Here is a 17,591-nt window from a genome sequence, read left to right as displayed (position 1 = left end):
TGCGCCGGCGAATCGCCGTACTCCGGTCGCTCCGGACGTCAGCGTGCCGGCACACGCTGTTTTGTTCGGAGGATCGCTACTTGACCTGGTACATCCAGATCAGGGCGTTCGACAATTCGCCCGTCGCGTCCCACTGGTAATGCCGGGCCACACCCTGCCCGTCATAGGTGCGCACGAACTCCACCAGGTCGGGGCGCGTCACCTTCCCCTGCGCCAGACCCTTCAGCACGATGGTGGTCAGGTCGTAGCCCTCGGTCGAATAGGTGCCCGCGTCGAATCCGTTGAGCGCCTTGTAGTCGGCGGCGAATTTGTCCGGCGCCGGGCCGCACGGGCAGGACAGCACCGAATCCTTCGACGCGTTTCCGGCCTGCTTGACGAATTCGACGTCCTTGGTCCCGTCGTCGGAGATGAATGTCGAGGTCACGCCGCCGGAACGCAACTGCTGCACGAACGGCGCCGCCTCGGCGTAGTAGCCGGCGTAGAAGATGGCGTCCGGCTTCGCCGAGGCCAGCTTGGATACCGCGGCCGAGAAGTCCTTGTCGCCTTCCTTGACGTTGACCGCGCAGCTCGGATCGGCCACCGGGCCCAGCGTCTCGGTCAGCGATTTCGCCAGGCCGGTGCCGTAGTCGGTGTTGTCCTGCGCGACGCAGATCTTCTGGTACCGACCGGTGCCGATCAGATACTTGGCGACCGACGGCCCCTGAATTCCGTCGTTGCCCAGGCCGCGGAAGAAGGTCTTCCAGCCGTTCTTGGTCAGGTCGACATTGGTGGCCGACGGGGTCAGCGACAGCAGTCCGGTATCACTGATGCGCTGCCCGGTCGCCTTCGTCTCACCGGAGAACGTGGGGCCGATCAGGGCGACAATGGATTGGTCGCCGAGAATCTTGTCGATCACCTGGCTGGCCTTCTGCGGATTGCCCTCGGTGTCGAATTCCTTGAGTTTGACCTGGCAGTCCGCGTTGGCCTTGTTGTGCTTGTCCAGCGCCAGTTTCACGCCGCGGACGATATTGAGGCCGAGATTGGCGTTCGGCCCGGTGAGCGGGCCCGCCATGGCGATGGTCGTCTCCGGGGCGCATTTCGTCTTGCCGTCGCCTGCCGGATCGGCGGCCGCGGAGGTATCGGCCGCGGGGACCTCCTTGCCCTCACTGTTCACCTGCACGAGCGGGGTGATAGTCAGCCCGCCGCCGGTGCCGGTGCTGTCACCGGAGCTGTTGTCTGTCGATTTGCTGCTGCACCCGGCAACCGCGAGCACGGCCGCAGCTCCGATCACCAGCGCGCATCGCGTCACACGGCTACGTGTGGCCCTCCGCGTCATTGAACCAAGCACGGTACACCTCTATGTCCTGCTGAACCCTCGGGATCGCCGAGGAGGCCGACCACGTCGACCCGGCTCAGAACTTAGCGGCGTCACGTTAGCTCTGCATCACATTCGAGTCATTTGCATGACTTCGATTCCGAGTATTTACACAGATGTGTTGCACCGGCGTTAATTCTCCGCAATCCGGTGCGCGGGCGGTGAACCCGTCCGCGGCACCGGAGTTCGGTATCAGGACTTCGGCGCGAGGTTTTCCAGCACCACCTCGGCGACCGCCTTCATCGTCGTGCGGCGATCCATCGCGGTGCGCTGTATCCATTTGAACGCCTGCGGCTCGGACAGCCCCTGCGTCTGCATCAGCACGCCCTTGGCCCGCTCCACGAGTTTGCGCGTCTCCAGCCGATCGGAGAGGTTCGCGACCTCGTCCTCGAGCGCGGTGATCTCGTGGAAGCGGCTGGCCGCCAACTCGATCGCCGGCACCAGGTCCGACTTGGTGAACGGTTTCACCAGATAGGCCATCGCGCCCGCGTCACGCGCCCGCTCCACCAGGTCACGCTGGCTGAAGGCGGTCAGAATCACCACCGGCGCAACGCGTTTCGTGGCGATCTCGGCCGCCGCGTCGATCCCGTCGCGGCGCGGCATCTTGACGTCCATGATCACCAGATCAGGGCGCAACTCCTCGGCCAGGTCGACCGCCTGCTGGCCGTCACCCGCCTCGCCCACCACGTGATAACCCTCCTCGGAGAGCATCTCGACCAGGTCCATCCGGATGAGCGCTTCGTCCTCGGCGACCACCACCCGCTTGGCGGCGGTCGCCGCATCCTTCTTCGCGCCCGCGCCCCCTGCTGTCGTTCCCATAGATAGACCCCTCGTGATTCCGATGCCAAATACCCGAAGCGCGCGCCCGTCCGCCCCACCCTTAGCCGGACCGCCACACTCTCCCGAGTGCCCTAAAGCGTACCGTTCAACCTCGCACAGAACCCATCTACCCAGCGAGAGTTCGGCCACCCCGACACCGATTCGGTCAACCGGCCCCCCACCCGCTATCATTTTCCACCGGTGCGCCGAGTTGGCGGAACTGGCAGACGCGACGGTCTCAAAAACCGTTGTCCTCACGGACGTGTGGGTTCGAGTCCCACACTCGGCACCAGGTTGGGGGGCTATTTGGTCTCCGTTGGGCGGAATTCGGGGTGGTCGGTTCGCGGCGGGCCGCGGGCTTCTCTGTCGATCCCATCGGCCATCGAATCCCAGGATGACCGTAGAGATCGAGCGTCATGGTCCCCGGTCATGTGCCCGAGCATCTTTTGCACAACCTTGATATTCGCGCCGATCTGATTGCCGTCGACGCCGCTGTACGCCGGAACCAGTGGGGCACAAAACTTTTCATCTCAGACGCTTGCGCCGCCCAGTCGAACGCCCAGCTGAACTCGATCGATTCCAGGCGCCTTGGGGACCGGAGAGCATCAGCTCCTGGACCGCGCCCCGCAAGCGCACTAGTGCTTTCACCAGCCCGCCAGGAATCCAAATGGACCGATTTGCGTGGTTCGTCGTATCGCTGACCACCGTCCCCAGCCTCTTATCGGCATGGCGCTGCTACCACCGTCCGACGACGTGTAGTCGCCTCATGCTCTGGGCGTCGGGTCGTCCATCGTCAGCTCAGGGCCCAGAACTGCGCACGGTCTTCCAGGTTCCACCACGAGACGAATTGTGCGTCTTCATCTTTCAGATCCCACCGTGCGGCGAGCGCATCGAAGAACGCGTCATCACCGGTCTTCCCGCCTTTCGGCTCACCGATGTAGACCAGCCGCTCACCACCCGCGGCCTCGAACGCGGCAACCGCTTCCGACGCCATCGTGTCGCCCCAGCCGGGAGGCCAGCACAGAAACAGCACATCATCAGAGCTGAACGACCGTGACGCGAACTCGTCCAGATCACCGACCCCGTGCCACACATCCGACTGTCCCGCCGCCCGGCCGAACGAAGCATTCTCCGCTCTGTCCGGCGGTTCCGAGTCATATGCCTCGACCCGCAAACCTGCACCGGCCAGCTGAGCCGCCCAGTAACCCCGCCCAGCACCCAACTCCACCACCGTGCGACCTTCACAAACTCGCGCCAACCAGGCAATCGTCTCGGGCGACGGAATCGCATACGCATAGGCACCTTGCAACACAGTCTGCGCAAACCCAAGCCGCCCACTCCCAGTCGGCCGGCCACCATTCACCACCCGCCGCCCCTCACCCTCGACCACAGACGGTGCAACGACATCCCAGTACGGATTCGCACTAACCGACCGCCCACCGGTCATGTAATGCACCAACCGCAGATCAAACGCAGCATCCGCTTGCTCATCCCCTGTCCCCGGCAACATCGGCGCGGTATCCAGGTAATCAGCCACCGTCGGATACTTACTCCGCAAAAGTTGCTCATCCTCCAGCAGCACAGCCAGCTCTCCACGTCGCTCCGCCGTCAACACAAGCTCAGCCATACCCCCAATTCTCCCCTCCCGCAGCCTAGTTCGCGATCGCTTCCGCCAAGATCGCGCATCACGCGGGTACTCGGTCTTGGCTCGTCGACAGGAGGTGAACCGCCCTGCTGGCGTCAGTACGGAACGCCAGCAGCGCGGATGCCACGGAGTACTGCCGAATTCAGCCATACAGGATCAAGGGCGGGCGCTGGCGCACCCGCGCAAACCGCCGACCTACGCAAGCTCCGGCCGGCGGGCCCGTCGGACGCGTCGGCGCCGCTTTGGCGACGTGGCAAAACGCCAACCATTCCTGTCTGACCACCTTCTCAACAACCGAGCAGTGCTGGGCACGACGCCAGCCGTACCCGGCTTACCTCCCGCAGTCGAGCCCGAAACGGCCGGTCGACCAGCCCGGTCGACTGCCTGTCGTCACCTTCTGGTCAACGGCCTTCAGCAGCGCGGACAGCGAGCAGTCGCGCCTTCGCAGCTTCATATTCCGCCTTGGCCTCGGCCAACTCTGCGACCGCACGCAGCTGATCGGCGTGTGACGAAGCAAGGGCGTTGTGCTTCTCGACCAGGTTATCGATCACCGCACCGGCCTTCTCCAAGATGTCCAGACGTCCTAGCGCGCTCGCCGTGGCGATCGTCTTACGCGCCTCAGCGATAAGTCGCTCTGTCTCACCGCTGTTCAACATGGCCTCGCTGGTAGCGAGGATCTCTTCGTTGGTCGGATTACCTGCCGAATCATTCGTCATGCGCAGCCACGCTACTTTTGTGCAACCGATCTCAATAGGGACGAAGGACCCCCGTAGGACGTGAGCAACCCCCCACCTTCCTGATGGCCCAATGGTTTCGCTCCGGTCGAACGAGTCAAGGACCACCTCCGGTGTCCGCTACGCGGTGGCTTCGCCATCCTTGACACACCCATCCTCCACTGAGAGATGGCCATTATGAAAAAGGACGGCGAAAGAAGTCAAGGGCAACTACACTGCACGCCATGAGATCTGCATATCAGCCTCCAGAGCAGTCGCTGCACCGCGGGTTCTTCTATCTTAACGACGAACTTGTTACTAACTCCTTATCCTCACTTGAGGCTGGGAGGATTGATGACATAGTTTCCAAGGCCGTAACAGCGCGAGAAGGAGGTGGAGCTCTCGGCGGTGGCGTAACCGTTGGGCCAGTAACCGCTAAAGGCGACTATTCGAAAAAGGGCTCCACAACCATGGAGGAGTCACTAACTAAGACTCGAACCAGGTTTTCAATCTTCCAGATTTGGTACGACCTACTCAAAGAGAAGAATGCACTTGGCGCCTTCAGTGGATGGGGTCCTGAAGCGCTCAGGAGTGTCGAACCGGGCCATACCCTCGTGTTGCATGCAGTCATCGATGTGATACCCATTTACGCATTGATGCGTATGTTCCTCTGGTACTCCGAGGAGTTGGAGAAAGGAAACCCACTTTTCATCGAAGGCGCTGCACAGGCGGCCGAAGAAGCTGCACGAGCAACAGGGGAGGCTGTGCAGACCATATCGACGGAAGAGACTATGCACAGCGCTTCTTATGTGCGTTCTTTGTTGGGCGGTAATGAAAGAAGTACTTTTACTGTCCTTGCGGATCCTGTTGGCGAACCTGGCCCGGCGGTCGGAATGGAGTTGAATGATCGTTGGCTTGTAGGTAGTACAAGCTCTCTCGGGGGAAGTTATACGATAGTCGGGCAAGTTCACCGCGTCCTGACTCCTGACGAGTGGATGCAAACGTTGCGCCTAGTCAATGAGGGCCCCACAACTGAACTCGAAAGAACTGCGATGCAAGAGGCGATATCTCACTTTATTGAGCCAGCAGCGGGGTTTGGCATGACCGTCCGACCTGACGATGGAGAAATCCATGGCCCGGCGCTCTGGCTGGAGCCGATTGCAATCTTTCGATGATCTTATTCAGCCTGGGATCCGCTACTCAGGCTCCTGGCCCGCGCTAGACTGCTCACTCCTGGCAGTGTGGGAACCCCAACCGCCATGCCGTTCGGCCGAGCCTCGTGCCGCACACATGCCACATGCCCAGGTCAACAGCGGTAGATCTGGGCATCTACCGTGCACCCGCTGACCTGGGTAAGCCCTGGCTACGCGCTCATCCCCCTGATTTCCCAAGCTGATGTCACGGCCCAAGCGTCGACATGAGTAGCTGTTACTTTGGCCGTACAAACGTCCGCATACGAACCCGGATTGTGGCGAACGATGCCAGACCGTTGTTGCCGAAACCTACTGCCGCACAGCGTCCTGACGAATACTCCCGGACAACGACGTACGCAGAAATCAATCAGAAGGTTGGGAGTTCGAGTCCCCTTCGGGCACTGTAGAACAGACCGCCACGTCGCCAGTTGCCTCTGTGCCGCTGACCTGTGCCATACAAACCCGAGCAACAGCGGAATCAGGGCGCTCAGGCGCATCCGGTGTTCTGGGTAAGCCCTGGCTGCCAACCAACCCCCTGGTTCCCAAGCTGATGTTTCGCTCGCCATTGGTCCGCAGCTGGTCCGCAGCAGCGCACAGCACACCCAACGATCACCAACGAAATCAACGTACAAACTCGCAGGTCAACCGTGCATTGCGGACGACACCAACGAGACCCGATGGCCCCAAACGCCGAGAACGACAAGCTTGAAAACCGTTGTACCCACGGGACTGCGAGTTCGAGTCCCACACTCGTCACCACGGCGAGATCCTCTCCCAACCCCACCACCATCGAACCCCCACCCCCTCCCACCCGTACTCCCCACAGACGGGCACTACGTCCCGTCATCTAGTGGAGGGCGCGTATGCGGGTCAATCGGCTGACCGCGGACCTGTCGGAGTATCCGGATCTGGTGGTCATTTATCTCGGGATGCGGGTGCGTAGGCCTCGGGGTGTGTTGCGGCTGCTGGGGTTGGGGCCGAAACTGTATCGGTCGCATAAGGATCGGCCTGAGGGGCTGTTGTTGCACGAGGACATCATCTGGTCGTTGTTTCCGCCGCACTGGGGGGCGCGGCAGTACTGGCGGGATCTGGACAGTCTGGAGCGGTGGACTCGGTCGGATCCGCATCGGCAGTGGTGGCAGCAGTTTCTGCGGGATTCGGGGGGACCGGGTTCTGGCACGAGGCGTACTTCCTGCGCGGCGGTATCGACACCATGTACGACGACATGACCGTGCCGACCGGGCTGGGCAGGGTGGCGCCTACCGTTGCGATGCGCGGGCGTCTGTTCTCCGCGCGGGGCCGGGTGCAGCACGACGAGCCGAAGGTGGCGCCTGTCGTCCGGGAGAAGTCGTATTACCCCGATAATTCCGAATGAGAACAATTACCGATCTATACGGACAACATCGCCGCGGCGAACTGTCGCCGGCGACCCGCTACGCACGGGTGAACATCTGACGAAATAGGTCGGTTCCGGACTTTGCGTACTATTGGTTTTGTTTTCGGCGTTCTACCGTACCTGCCATGCACGTCCTGTTCGTCTGCAACGGCAATGTGTGCCGGTCGGTGATCGCCGAGCGGCTCACTCACGCTGTCGCGGCCGAATACGGCTTGCGGGGGCTGACCGCGGAGAGCGCGGGGACGCGCGCGCTCGTCGGTTTCGGCGTGGATCCTGTTGCCGCCGAGACGATCAGCGGGCTCGGTGGCAACCCGTCGAATTTCAAGGCCCGTAAACTGAAACCCGCCTTGGTGGAACGCGCCCATCTGGTGCTCGCGATGACCGAGCAGATCCGCGACGAGATCGTCGCGCTGGCGCCCACCGCGCGCGGGCGGACCTTCACGCTGCTCGAGGCACACCGCATCGCCAGGGTCAGCGGCGCCCGCACCGTCGCCGAAATCGACCGCGCCCGTGACGATCTCGCGCTGGTCGGCCGGGAGAACATTGCCGACCCGGTCGGGCTGTCGGCGCAGAAGTACTGCGAGGTCGGCGACCATATCGCCGAGGCGCTGGTGCCGCTGCTGCTGGCCCTGCACACCCAGCGGGACCGCGGCACCGACGACCGCGGCCGGCCGCGACTGGTGCTGTTACCGGGCGGGCGGCGCGAACCGCCCCGATATATCGTCGGCGACCGCATCGGACGGCACGCCTGAGGTCTCGGCGAAAACGCCGAACACGGATGCGTCCTCCCCATTTCGCGCATACAGGGACTACACTCCCCGCCGGGATACTCCACCACCGAAGGTCGACACAAGAACAGGAACTCAGACATGCCGAAACGCATTTCGGATGTTTCGCTCCATGTTTATGTGACACCCGAAACACTCGAACGAGTCGTGAAGACGGTGCGCCGCGTGGTCGACGACCATGTCGGCGACAGCGACGTCTTCGCTTGGCGCTTCACGCTTCCGGTCGAATCCGACCAGCCCGCACACACCCTGCTCGAAACCCAGTGGCTACTGGACCATCCCGGCGCCGACCCGAGCGACCGGCGCACCTACGAGATCGCGCTGAGCCTGGTCGGCGACCAGAGCCTACTCACCGAGGCGAACCTGAACACGCTCGAACAGCAACTGATGCAAGACATTTCGAACGAAGACGCGGTCCCCTACTCCATCCACGCGCTGCAGCGTGAAAGCTTCGACCTGGAAGAGAACCGCGAACTGATCTGACCCGGCGGGTCAGCGGCGCGGCGGGAAGTGGCGAATGATGCCTTCCTGCACCACCGTCGCCAGCAATTCGCCCGCGCGCGAATAGAAGTGACCGGTGGCCAGGCCGCGCGAGCCAGCCGCCACGGGCGACTGCGTCGCGTACAGCGCCCACTCGTCGAACCGGAACGGGCGGTGGAACCAGATCGAATGATTCACCGTCGCCGCGACGATGCGGTCGAAACCCCAGGACAGCCCGTGCGTGGTGATGATCGAGTCCAGCACCGTGGTGTCCGACGAATAACCCAGTGTCGCAACGTGAATCAGCGGATCGTCGGGCATCTCGCCGTCGGCGCGCATCCACACCCGGTTGTAGTCGAGGGTGCCGCCGGTGCCCTTGAGGATCCACGCCGGATCGTTGGTGTAGCGCATGTCGATCGGGTGCGGGGCCTGGACGAACATCTGCAGCCGGTCCTCGAGGCCCGCGAAGGACTCCTCGACGCGGGGCAAGCCGTCGGGATCGGGCACCTGCGGCTGCGGGGCGGCGTGCTCCAGGCCCTTTCCCCAGTCCTGGAAGGCCGCCAGCATGACGAACAACTCCTGATCGTCCTGCAGGGCGGTGACGGTCCGATTCGCGAACGAGCGGCCGTCACGGTGGCGTTCCACCCGGTACTCGATCGGCTTCTTCACGTCACCGCCACGCACGAAGTGGGCGTTGACCGCGTGCACCGGGCGCCCCGGTCCGACGGTCCGGCCGGCCGCGACGATGGCCTGCGCCACCAGCTGCCCGCCGAAGGTCCGGCTCCACACCTTCTCCGGGTGCTGCCCGACGAAGACGTCCTCGCCGGTCTGCTCCAGATCGAGCAGCCCGAGCAGCACTCCCAGGTCACCCGTTGCGGTGTCGGACGGTTCGCCCAGCGACGTACTCACCTCAGTGATCCTCCTCGCCGATTCGGTGCACATGGATGAGGTTGGTGGAACCGATTGTGCCAGGCGGGGATCCGGCCACGATCACCACCAGGTCACCCTTGGCGTACCGGTTCAGCGACAGCAGCTCCTTGTCGACCTGGCCGATCATCTCGTCGGTGGTGCCGACCGGCGGCACGATGAACGTCTCCACGCCCCACGTGAGCGCCAGCTGGCTGCGCACCTCCGGCAGCGGCGTGAACGCCAGCAGCGGCAGCGTGGTGTGCAGGCGGGCCAGGCGGCGCACAGTGTCGCCGGACTGGGTGAACGCCACCAGCGCCTTGGCATTGAGCCGCTCGCCGATGTCGCGGGCGGCGTAGGAGATGACGCCGCGCTTGGTCCGCGGGACGTGCGTCAGCGGCGGCACCTGCGCGGAGGATTCGGACTCCACGGCGTGCACGATGCGCGCCATCGTCCGGACCGTATCGATCGGGTACTCGCCGACCGAGGTCTCACCCGACAGCATCACCGCGTCGGCGCCGTCGAGCACCGCGTTGGCGACGTCGGAGGCCTCGGCACGAGTGGGCCGGGAATTGGTGATCATCGACTCCAGCATCTGGGTGGCGACGATGACGGGTTTCGCGTTCTCGCGGGCCATTTGGATCGCGCGCTTCTGCACCAGCGGCACCTGCTCGAGCGGCAGCTCCACGCCCAGATCGCCGCGGGCGACCATGATCGCGTCGAAGGCCAGCACGATCGCCTCGAGGTTGTCGATCGCCTCCGGCTTCTCCAGCTTGCCGATCACCGGCACGCGGCGGCCGACGCGGTCCATGATGTCGTGCACCAGTTCCACATCCGACGGGGAACGCACGAACGACAGCGCGATGAAATCGACGCCGAGCTTCAGGGCGAATTCCAGGTCGGCGATGTCCTTTTCGGACAGCGCGGGAACGGACACGTCCATGCCGGGCAGCGACACGCCCTTGTTGTTCGAGACCGGGCCGCCCTCGGTGACCCGGCAGACCACGTCGTGGCCGTCGACGCGGACCACGGTCAGGCCGACCTTGCCGTCGTCGACGAGCAGGCGGTCGCCGGGCTTGGCGTCCTCGGACAGCTGTGCGTAGGTGGTGGAGACGCGGTCGTGGGTGCCCTCCACGTCGTCGACGGTGATACGCACCTCCTCACCCGTCGCCCACATGGTCTTGCCTTCGATGAACCTGCCGAGCCGGATCTTCGGCCCCTGGAGATCCGCGAGAATGCCGACGGCACGGCCCAATCGGTCTGCGGCTTTCCTGACCTTCTGATAATTCTCGGCATGGTCGGAGTGCTCGCCGTGACTGAAGTTCAACCGGGCCACGTCCATGCCGCTTTCGACGAGTTCGCGGATCCGGTCCTCGGAGGCGGTAGCCGGGCCGAGGGTGCAAACAATTTTTGTTCGTCGCATCACGAGTCGAGCCTAGTCCTGCCGCGCGGCGGCCGCTGACTGGGCATACCCTCCGCTATCAATCCTCCGAAACATGACGCGCGTCACCGTGCGACATGCCGTGCCAAGCGGGTTTCCAGGCGTGTTTGGGCAAATCCGAGTATCAAGCAGATGATCCAGTAGTAGACCGCCGCGACCCCGTAGAGGGCGAAGAAATCGAACGTGGGCGCGGCGGCCAATTGAGCAGTCCGCAACAACTCGGTAACCAAGATCGTGGACGCCAGCGAGGTGTCCTTCACCAAGGAGATCAGCGTGTTGGACAACGGCGGCACGGCGATCCGCGAAGCCTGCGGCAGGATGATCGAACTCAGCGTCTGCGGGTAGGACAGGCCCAGCGCCTGCGACGCCTCCCACTGGCCCTCGGCGACGGAGAGAATGGCCGCGCGGATCACCTCCGCCGCGTAGCCGCCGACATTGAGACTGAACGCGATCACGGCGGCCGGGAACGGATCGATCACGATGTTCAGCTGCGGCAGCGCATAGAAGACGATGAACAACTGCACCAGCAGCGGCGTGCCGCGAATGATCGAGATGTAGAACCGGGCCGCCGCCGATACCGGCCACATCTTCGACATTCGCGCCAGCGCTACGAACAGCGCGAGCACCAGGCCGATGGCGAAGCTGATCGCGGTGAGCGGCAGCGTCTTGGTGACCGTCGCCTCCAGCATGGGCTGGAGATTGTGCCGGATCAGCTCCCAGGTGGCGGAGTCCATGCGTTATTTACTGACGTCGGTTCCGAAGTACTTGTCGGAGATCCTTGCCAGGGTGCCGTCGGCGCGCAGCGCGTCGAGGGCGCCGTTGACCTCGGAGGTCAGGGCGCCGGAGTCCTTGCGGGCGGCGAAGGCCTGGTGGCTGGTCTCGCCCGTCTTGCCGGAGACCTTGACGCTGGTGTCGCTGGTGGTCTTCGTGTATTCGCCGACGGCGAGGGTGTCGTTGACCGTCGCGTCGACGCGGCCGTTCTTCAGTAGCTGGATGGCCTGCACGAACCCCTCGACGGCCTCGACCTTGCAGCCCGCGCCGGACGCGACCTTGCTCCAGTTGCTGGTCGAGGACTGCGCGCAGACCTTGCCGTTCAGGTCGGGCAAGGTGGTGATGCCCGGTTTGTCGGCGCGGGTGACGATCACGCCGTCGGAGGTGGTGTAGGGCTGGGACAGCGAATACTTCTGCTCGCGATCGGGATTCACGGTGACCTGGTTGGCGACCAAGTCGAAGCGCTTGGACTCGAGGCCCGCGAAGATCGCGTCCCACGGGGTCTGCACGAATTCGACCCGCTTGCCGAGCTTGCCGGCGACGGCCTGCACCACCTCGACGTCGTAACCCGTGAGTTTCCCGTCGGGACCCTGGAAGCTGAAGGGCGCGTAGGTCCCCTCGGTCCCGACCTTCAGCACGTTCGGATCGTTGCTACCGCAGCCCGCGGCAAGCCCGCTGACGACGGCGACGGCGAACACGGCGGCGAACAGCTTGCGGCGCAATGATCTACCTCTCCAGCGGGCGCGGATGCCTCGCGCGCACGGCACACAACACCGCCACACACTACGACATGCGGGTATACCCACCCAGCATTACGCGCGCGGCGATCCGAACAGCCGCAACATGACCCCGGACTGCCGCTCCTGTCCTACCGGCTCGCCTTGCCGAACCGGCAGGCCACCGTCCAGGCAAACCGACTGGCCAACCCTCGCTGTACCGGCAGGCCGCCCTTCGGCCATCCCGCAGACCCACATTCCCGTCATCCCGGCACGCTTTTCGCCGGGATGACGGGGGGCGGAGCGGGGTCAGTTTTCCTGGAGTGGGCGGCCGTACTGGTCGCGGACCTTGCCCGTGAGGATCATGATGCCGTCGATGAGGGGCCAGATGCCGCCGATGCCGCAGGTGAGCCATGTGACCGCGATCTGTCCGACGGCCAGGCCGGGGTAGCCGAGGTAGAAGCGGCCGACGCCGAAACTGCCCAGGAAGATCTGCAGGAGTCCGGCCACCATCTTCGACTTGTCCGAGTACGGCTCGCCGTACATGTTGCGGCCGAAGGGGGCCTCGGGGTCCATGCCCGGCGCGCCGTACGGGGCGGGCGGGTAGCCGCCCGGCTGACCGTAGGGCTGGCCGTATTGTTGCGGCTGGCCATACGGGTTCGGCTGGCCGTATGCGTCCACGGGCGGTTGCTGGCCCATGGGCTGCCCCGTGCCCGGCCCGGTTCCGGGCGCGCCGTACTGCGGCCCGTACCCCGGCTGCTGCTGGTATGGGTCGGTCACTCGGTTCCTCCTAGTTCACTCGGGCCCGCCTGACCGGCCCGGTCTCCCCGCCCCGCCGCGTATGTGCCGCGGACCGGACTCAATTCTTGCCCGACTCCGTCGATTTCGTCGCATCGGACGTTGCGGAGTCTGCCGCATTCTCACTGTTATCGGTGAGGGATGCGGTTTCGTTGCCGGTATCGGCCACGGATTCACCCGCGGGCTTGCTGACCGCACCCTCCGTAGACGCGCCTTCCGCGCTCTCAGCGGACTTGCCCGCCGCACCCTCGGCAGGCTTGCCTGCCGCGTCCTCAGCGGACTTGCCTGCCGCGACGCCCGCGGGCTCGCTCGCCGCACCCTCCGCAGACTCGCTTGCCGCGTCCTCAGCGGACTTGCTCGCGGTACCGTCGGCGGGTTTGCTCGCCGTCGTCTCCGGGGACTCGCTCGCAGGCTCAGCAGCCGCATCCGTCGACGGCTCGCCCGCGGCGTCTGCGCTGGGCTCGGTCGATGTGTTCTTCGCTTCTGCCGCAGGGGTTTTCGTGGCGGTGGGCTTGTCGTCGGACTCGGATGCCGTTGGGGCGGCGTCGGATTCCTCGGACGGGTCGGTTTCCGTAACTGCGGTCGCGGCCGGGGTGGCGGATTCCGCGCCTGCCCGGCGCAGTGCGCCGAACTGCCAGGGCCATGGGCGGTGTCCGCCGGGCTGCAGTTGTTCGGCGGCCTCACGTCCCTTGGTGGCGAGCAGGAAATAGGCTATGGCGCAGAGGAATACGACCGCGGAGGTGAACGAGTTGATCCGGACGCCGGCGATGTGGGTGGCCTCGTCGTCGCGCAGCAACTCCACCCAGAACCGGCCGAAGCAGTAGAGCGCGACGTACAGCGCGAACAACCGGCCGTGGCCGATGCGGAAGCGCTTGTCCACCAGGACCAGCACCAGCACGCCGATCAGGTTCCACACCAGCTCGTAGAGGAAGGTGGGCTGCACCACCTTCTCCACCACGCCGGTGGACACGCCGTTCATCATGTCGAGCTGACCGTCGGAGTCGAAGCGCAGATAGATCTCCAGCCCCCACGGCAGATCGGTGGCGCGGCCGTAGAGCTCCTGGTTGAAGTAGTTGCCGAGGCGGCCGATCGCCTGCGCCAGCAGGATCGCCGGAGCGATCGCATCGCCCAACGCCGGCAACGGAATTCGATACACCCGGCAGCCGATCCACGCGCCCACGCCGCCGAGCAGCACCGCGCCCCAGATGCCGAGGCCGCCCTCCCAGATCTTCAGGGCGTTCATCGGATGGCCGCCGTCGCCGAAGTACTTCTGCCAATCCGTGGCGACGTGGTAGAGCCGCCCGCCTATCAGTCCGAACGGCACGGCGAACATCGCCACATCGAGCACCGCGCCGGCGGGCCCGCCGCGCTCACGCCAGCGCCGCTCCCCCCACCAGATCGCCGCGACGATACCGACGATGATGCACAGCGCATACGCCCGCAGCGGGAACCCCCCGATGTACCACACCCCGCGCGGCGGACTGGGAATCGAGGCCAGCACCGCCGCCTGTGCCCCACCGTGCGAAACAACACTGTCTGCCAGGACTGCAAAAGTCACGCGCCCACCGTAACGGAATACGGACGAACCGTAGTCGCCACCCACCACCGGGCGGGTTTCGCGACCAGGGTTACGAGGCGACCGGGGTGGAGCGGACGCCCTGGGCCAGTTCGGCGGTGAGGGCGCGAACCTGGTCGAGGCCTTCGGCGACGGCGGAGACCAGGGCCGAGCCGACGATCACGCCATCGGCGTAGGCGGCGATTTCGGCGGCCTGGGCGCCGCTGCGGACGCCGAGGCCGACGCCGATCGGGATGTCGGAGTGGGTGCGGATGCGGGCGCACAGGGCGGGGGCCGCCGAGGAGACGGCGGCGCGGGCGCCGGTGACGCCCATGGTGGAGGCGGCGTACACGAAACCGCTACTGGCCTCGATGGTCTTGGCGAGTCGCTCCTCGGTGGAGGACGGCGCCACCAGGAAGATGCGGTCGAGATCGTGCTCCTCGGCGGCGGCGATCCATTCCTCGGCCTCTTCCGGAATGAGGTTCGGGGTGATCAGGCCCAGCCCGCCGGCGGTGGCGAGATCCCGCGCGAAACGGTCGACGCCGTACTGCAGCACGGGATTCCAGTAGGTCATCACGACGGCCTTGCCGCCGGAATTGCTGATCGCCTCGACTACCGAGAAGACGTCGCGCACCCGCACGCCGCCGCGCAGCGCCTGTTCGGCGGCCGCCTGGATGGTGGGCCCGTCCATCACCGGATCGGAGTAGGCGATGCCGACTTCGATGATGTCGCAACCGGATTCGACCATGGCGGTGCAGGCGGCGATGGAACCGACGAGATCGGGGTAGCCCGCGGGCAGGTAGCCGACCAGTGCGGCGCGATGCTCGGCGCGGCAGTCGGCGAAGGTACTGCCCAGGCGACTCACTTGTCGTCCTCTCCGTACAGGCCGAACCACTTGGCGGCGGTATCCATGTCCTTGTCGCCGCGACCGGACAGGCTGACCAGGATGATCGCCCCCTCGCCCAGTTCACGGCCCAGTTGCAGCGAGCCCGCCACCGCGTGCGCCGACTCGATGGCCGGGATGATGCCCTCGGTGCGCGAGAGCAGCAGCAGCGCGTCCATCGCCTCGGTGTCGGTGATCGGCCGGTACTCGGCGCGGCCGATGTCCTTCAGGAACGCGTGCTCGGGGCCCACTCCCGGATAGTCCAAACCCGCTGAGATGGAATGGGATTCGATCGTCTGGCCATCCTCGTCCTGCAGCAGGTACGAGTACGCGCCCTGGAACGCGCCCGGCCGTCCACCGGTGAAAGTCGCGGCATGCCTGCCGGTTTCGACGCCGTCACCGGCCGCCTCGTAACCGATCAGCCGGACCTCGGGGTCGTCGATGAAGGCGTGGAAGATCCCGATGGCGTTGGAACCCCCACCGACACAAGCGGTTACGGCGTCGGGCAGGCGCCCGGTCCGGTCCAGCACCTGCGCCCGCGCCTCCAGCCCGATCACGCGCTGGAAGTCACGCACCAGCAGCGGGAACGGATGCGGCCCGGCGGCGGTGCCGAAGCAGTAGTAGGTGTCGTCGGCGTGGGTGACCCAGTCGCGCAGCGCCTCGTTGATGGCGTCCTTGAGCGTCTGCGAGCCGGTCGTCACCGACACCACCTCGGCGCCCAGCAGCCGCATCCGGGCCACGTTGAGCGCCTGCCGTGCGGTGTCGACGGCGCCCATGTAGACGATGCACTCCAGGCCGAGCAGCGCGCACGCGGTCGCGGTCGCGACGCCGTGCTGACCGGCGCCGGTCTCGGCGATGACGCGGGACTTCCCCATCCGCTTGGCCAGCAACGCCTGGCCCAACACATTGTTGATCTTGTGAGAACCGGTGTGGTTCAGATCTTCCCGCTTGAGCAGGATGCGCGCGCCACCGGCGTGCTCGGCCAGCCGGGTGCACTCGAACACCGGCGACGGGCGACCGGCGTAGTCGCGCTGCAACCGGTCCAGCTCGCCCAGGAAGTCCGGGTCGACGCGGCACTTGTCGTATTCGGCGGTGACCTCCTCGATCACCGCCATCAGCGCCTCCGGCACGTGCCGGCCGCCGTACGCGCCGAAGTGGCCGCCGAGATCCGGTTCGTGGCTGCGCTGGGTGACACCGACGCTCGCCTGCGGCAGCTCACCCGCGCCCGACTCCCGGGTCCGGGTCATCGTGCCGCACCCCGGCGCAGCGGCCGCGGGCAGGACGGGTGCGTCCCGGCGGTCGCCAGCTCGGAGACCGCGGCACGCGGGTCGCCGCTGGTCACCAGGCTCTCGCCGACCAGCACGGCGTCGGCGCCCGCACCGGCGTAGGCGAGCAGATCGGCGGTGCCGCTGATGCCGGACTCCGCGACGCGGATGACCTCGGTCGGCAGACCGGGCGCGATACGGGCGAACACGTCGGTGTCCACCTCGAGGGTCTTGAGGTTGCGGGCGTTGACCCCGATGACCGAGGCGCCGGCCTCCAGCGCGCGGTCGGCCTCCTCCTCGGTGTGCACCTCCACCAGCGCGGTCATGCCCAGCGATTCGGTGCGGTCGATGAGCGAGGACAGCACGTCCTGCTCCAGCGCCGCGACGATCAGCAGGATCACGTCGGCGCCGTGCGCGCGGGCCTCGTGGATCTGGTACGGGCCGACGACGAAATCCTTGCGCAGGATCGGCACGTCGACCACCGCGCGGACCGCGTCCAGGTCGTCCAGCGAGCCGTTGAAGCGGCGGCCCTCGGTCAGCACGCTGATGATGCGCGCGCCGCCGTCCTCGTAGGCCTTGGCCAGACTGGCCGGGTCGGTGATGTCGGCCAGCTCGCCCTTGGAGGGGCTGGCCCGCTTCACCTCGGCGATGACCCCGACACCGTCCTGATGGAGTGCGGCGTACGCGTTGCGCGGCGAGGGCGCCGCGGCGGCGGCCTGCTTGACCGCCTGGAAATCCAGGAGGGCTTCCCGAGCGGCCACATCCGCGCGGACCCCGTCGAGAATCGAGTCGAGTACCGTCATCTGGCTCGAATCCTTTCTGGGGAGACGGACTTGCTGCCTGAGAATCCCCCCAGGCGCTGTCTCAC

18 protein-coding genes and 1 tRNA gene are annotated in these 17,591 nt (G+C 65.6%); 6 read left to right on the top strand and 13 right to left on the bottom strand.

Annotation, left to right across the window (positions count from 1 at the left end; translation table 11 throughout):
* Positions 1 to 76: 76 nt before the first annotated feature.
* Together ACFMRZ_RS35255 and ACFMRZ_RS35250 are read right to left on the bottom strand one after the other, a co-directional pair.
* Positions 77 to 1,315 (bottom strand): branched-chain amino acid ABC transporter substrate-binding protein, encoded by a 1,239-nt coding sequence (locus tag ACFMRZ_RS35255; protein ID WP_400182502.1) that lies wholly within the window; start codon positions 1,313 to 1,315, stop codon positions 77 to 79.
* Positions 1,316 to 1,546: 231 nt separating this feature from the next.
* Complete coding sequence (locus ACFMRZ_RS35250; RefSeq protein ID WP_280276148.1) at positions 1,547 to 2,173, bottom strand: ANTAR domain-containing response regulator; 627 nt, start codon at positions 2,171 to 2,173, stop codon at positions 1,547 to 1,549.
* 205 nt (positions 2,174 to 2,378) lie between these two features.
* On the opposite strand from ACFMRZ_RS35250, the gene ACFMRZ_RS35245 reads away from it, so the two are divergent.
* A tRNA-Leu gene (locus ACFMRZ_RS35245) sits at positions 2,379 to 2,465 on the top strand.
* A 501-nt stretch (positions 2,466 to 2,966) separates the two neighbouring features.
* Here the strand turns inward: ACFMRZ_RS35245 and ACFMRZ_RS35240 are convergent.
* Together ACFMRZ_RS35240 and ACFMRZ_RS35235 are read right to left on the bottom strand one after the other, a co-directional pair.
* The gene (locus ACFMRZ_RS35240) at positions 2,967 to 3,800 is read right to left on the bottom strand and encodes a hypothetical protein (protein WP_400182501.1); all 834 of its coding nucleotides are present in this window, start codon (positions 3,798 to 3,800) and stop codon (positions 2,967 to 2,969) included.
* Positions 3,801 to 4,219: 419 nt separating this feature from the next.
* Positions 4,220 to 4,534, bottom strand: coding sequence for a hypothetical protein (locus tag ACFMRZ_RS35235; protein WP_400182500.1), 315 nt, complete (start codon positions 4,532 to 4,534; stop codon positions 4,220 to 4,222).
* A gap of 242 nt (positions 4,535 to 4,776) precedes the next feature.
* On the opposite strand from ACFMRZ_RS35235, the gene ACFMRZ_RS35230 reads away from it, so the two are divergent.
* The 5 genes from ACFMRZ_RS35230 to ACFMRZ_RS35210 all read left to right on the top strand — a co-directional run bounded on the left by ACFMRZ_RS35230 (position 4,777) and on the right by ACFMRZ_RS35210 (position 8,391).
* Positions 4,777 to 5,706 (top strand): hypothetical protein, encoded by a 930-nt coding sequence (locus ACFMRZ_RS35230; protein ID WP_400182498.1) that lies wholly within the window; start codon positions 4,777 to 4,779, stop codon positions 5,704 to 5,706.
* A gap of 881 nt (positions 5,707 to 6,587) precedes the next feature.
* Positions 6,588 to 6,953: a monooxygenase family protein gene (locus tag ACFMRZ_RS35225; protein WP_400182496.1), complete on the top strand. Its 366-nt coding sequence runs from the start codon at positions 6,588 to 6,590 to the stop codon at positions 6,951 to 6,953.
* Entirely contained in the window at positions 6,860 to 7,099 is a 240-nt protein-coding gene (locus tag ACFMRZ_RS35220; RefSeq protein WP_400183074.1) for a hypothetical protein, read from the top strand. Before ACFMRZ_RS35225 ends, ACFMRZ_RS35220 begins: the two co-directional genes overlap by 94 nt.
* A gap of 146 nt (positions 7,100 to 7,245) precedes the next feature.
* Complete coding sequence (locus ACFMRZ_RS35215; protein WP_400182494.1) at positions 7,246 to 7,872, top strand: low molecular weight phosphatase family protein; 627 nt, start codon at positions 7,246 to 7,248, stop codon at positions 7,870 to 7,872.
* A gap of 156 nt (positions 7,873 to 8,028) precedes the next feature.
* Positions 8,029 to 8,391 (top strand): hypothetical protein, encoded by a 363-nt coding sequence (locus ACFMRZ_RS35210; RefSeq protein WP_280276142.1) that lies wholly within the window; start codon positions 8,029 to 8,031, stop codon positions 8,389 to 8,391.
* 9 nt (positions 8,392 to 8,400) lie between these two features.
* On the opposite strand, the gene ACFMRZ_RS35205 is transcribed toward ACFMRZ_RS35210, so the two are convergent.
* The 9 genes from ACFMRZ_RS35205 to trpC all read right to left on the bottom strand — a co-directional run bounded on the left by ACFMRZ_RS35205 (position 8,401) and on the right by trpC (position 17,526).
* A complete protein-coding gene (locus tag ACFMRZ_RS35205; protein ID WP_400183049.1) occupies positions 8,401 to 9,306 on the bottom strand; it encodes an acyl-CoA thioesterase in 906 nt (301 codons plus the stop codon).
* Positions 9,299 to 10,720, bottom strand: a complete 1,422-nt coding sequence (gene pyk / locus ACFMRZ_RS35200; protein ID WP_280371767.1) for a pyruvate kinase — start codon at positions 10,718 to 10,720, stop codon at positions 9,299 to 9,301. Before pyk ends, ACFMRZ_RS35205 begins: the two co-directional genes overlap by 8 nt.
* Before the next feature lie 80 nt (positions 10,721 to 10,800).
* Positions 10,801 to 11,469, bottom strand: a complete 669-nt coding sequence (locus ACFMRZ_RS35195) for an amino acid ABC transporter permease (RefSeq protein ID WP_400182492.1) — start codon at positions 11,467 to 11,469, stop codon at positions 10,801 to 10,803.
* 3 nt (positions 11,470 to 11,472) lie between these two features.
* The gene (locus ACFMRZ_RS35190; protein ID WP_400182491.1) at positions 11,473 to 12,228 is read right to left on the bottom strand and encodes a transporter substrate-binding domain-containing protein; all 756 of its coding nucleotides are present in this window, start codon (positions 12,226 to 12,228) and stop codon (positions 11,473 to 11,475) included.
* A gap of 303 nt (positions 12,229 to 12,531) precedes the next feature.
* The gene (locus tag ACFMRZ_RS35185) at positions 12,532 to 13,002 is read right to left on the bottom strand and encodes a TM2 domain-containing protein (RefSeq protein WP_280276137.1); all 471 of its coding nucleotides are present in this window, start codon (positions 13,000 to 13,002) and stop codon (positions 12,532 to 12,534) included.
* A gap of 79 nt (positions 13,003 to 13,081) precedes the next feature.
* Positions 13,082 to 14,578 (bottom strand): prolipoprotein diacylglyceryl transferase, encoded by a 1,497-nt coding sequence (lgt, locus tag ACFMRZ_RS35180; protein WP_400182490.1) that lies wholly within the window; start codon positions 14,576 to 14,578, stop codon positions 13,082 to 13,084.
* 70 nt (positions 14,579 to 14,648) lie between these two features.
* Positions 14,649 to 15,470, bottom strand: coding sequence for a tryptophan synthase subunit alpha (gene trpA, locus ACFMRZ_RS35175; protein ID WP_400182489.1), 822 nt, complete (start codon positions 15,468 to 15,470; stop codon positions 14,649 to 14,651).
* Positions 15,437 to 16,705 carry a tryptophan synthase subunit beta gene (gene trpB / locus ACFMRZ_RS35170; protein ID WP_400182488.1) on the bottom strand — a complete coding sequence of 423 codons (1,269 nt, stop codon included), beginning with the start codon at positions 16,703 to 16,705 and terminating at the stop codon, positions 15,437 to 15,439. The genes trpA and trpB overlap by 34 nt, the downstream gene beginning before the upstream one ends.
* Entirely contained in the window at positions 16,702 to 17,526 is an 825-nt protein-coding gene (gene trpC, locus ACFMRZ_RS35165; protein WP_400182487.1) for an indole-3-glycerol phosphate synthase TrpC, read from the bottom strand. Before trpC ends, trpB begins: the two co-directional genes overlap by 4 nt.
* Between the last annotated feature and the right edge of the window lie 65 nt (positions 17,527 to 17,591).

It is taken from the genome of Nocardia sp. N2S4-5 (assembly GCF_044628355.1).
Classification (GTDB): domain Bacteria; phylum Actinomycetota; class Actinomycetes; order Mycobacteriales; family Mycobacteriaceae; genus Nocardia; species Nocardia wallacei_B.
This window is presented reverse-complemented; position numbering and strand designations above follow the sequence as displayed.

What these genes read in the sequence shown, in the direction of transcription:
- ACFMRZ_RS35255 (WP_400182502.1), bottom strand. Translation starts at nt 1,315, where the DNA reads ATGACGCGGAGGGCCACACGTAGCCGTGTGACGCGATGCGCGCTGGTG.
- ACFMRZ_RS35250 (WP_280276148.1), bottom strand. Translation starts at nt 2,173, where the DNA reads ATGGGAACGACAGCAGGGGGCGCGGGCGCGAAGAAGGATGCGGCGACC.
- ACFMRZ_RS35240 (WP_400182501.1), bottom strand. Translation starts at nt 3,800, where the DNA reads ATGGCTGAGCTTGTGTTGACGGCGGAGCGACGTGGAGAGCTGGCTGTG.
- ACFMRZ_RS35235 (WP_400182500.1), bottom strand. Translation starts at nt 4,534, where the DNA reads ATGACGAATGATTCGGCAGGTAATCCGACCAACGAAGAGATCCTCGCT.
- ACFMRZ_RS35230 (WP_400182498.1), top strand. Translation starts at nt 4,777, where the DNA reads ATGAGATCTGCATATCAGCCTCCAGAGCAGTCGCTGCACCGCGGGTTC.
- ACFMRZ_RS35225 (WP_400182496.1), top strand. Translation starts at nt 6,588, where the DNA reads ATGCGGGTCAATCGGCTGACCGCGGACCTGTCGGAGTATCCGGATCTG.
- ACFMRZ_RS35215 (WP_400182494.1), top strand. Translation starts at nt 7,246, where the DNA reads ATGCACGTCCTGTTCGTCTGCAACGGCAATGTGTGCCGGTCGGTGATC.
- ACFMRZ_RS35195 (WP_400182492.1), bottom strand. Translation starts at nt 11,469, where the DNA reads ATGGACTCCGCCACCTGGGAGCTGATCCGGCACAATCTCCAGCCCATG.
- trpB (WP_400182488.1), bottom strand. Translation starts at nt 16,705, where the DNA reads ATGACCCGGACCCGGGAGTCGGGCGCGGGTGAGCTGCCGCAGGCGAGC.
- trpC (WP_400182487.1), bottom strand. Translation starts at nt 17,526, where the DNA reads ATGACGGTACTCGACTCGATTCTCGACGGGGTCCGCGCGGATGTGGCC.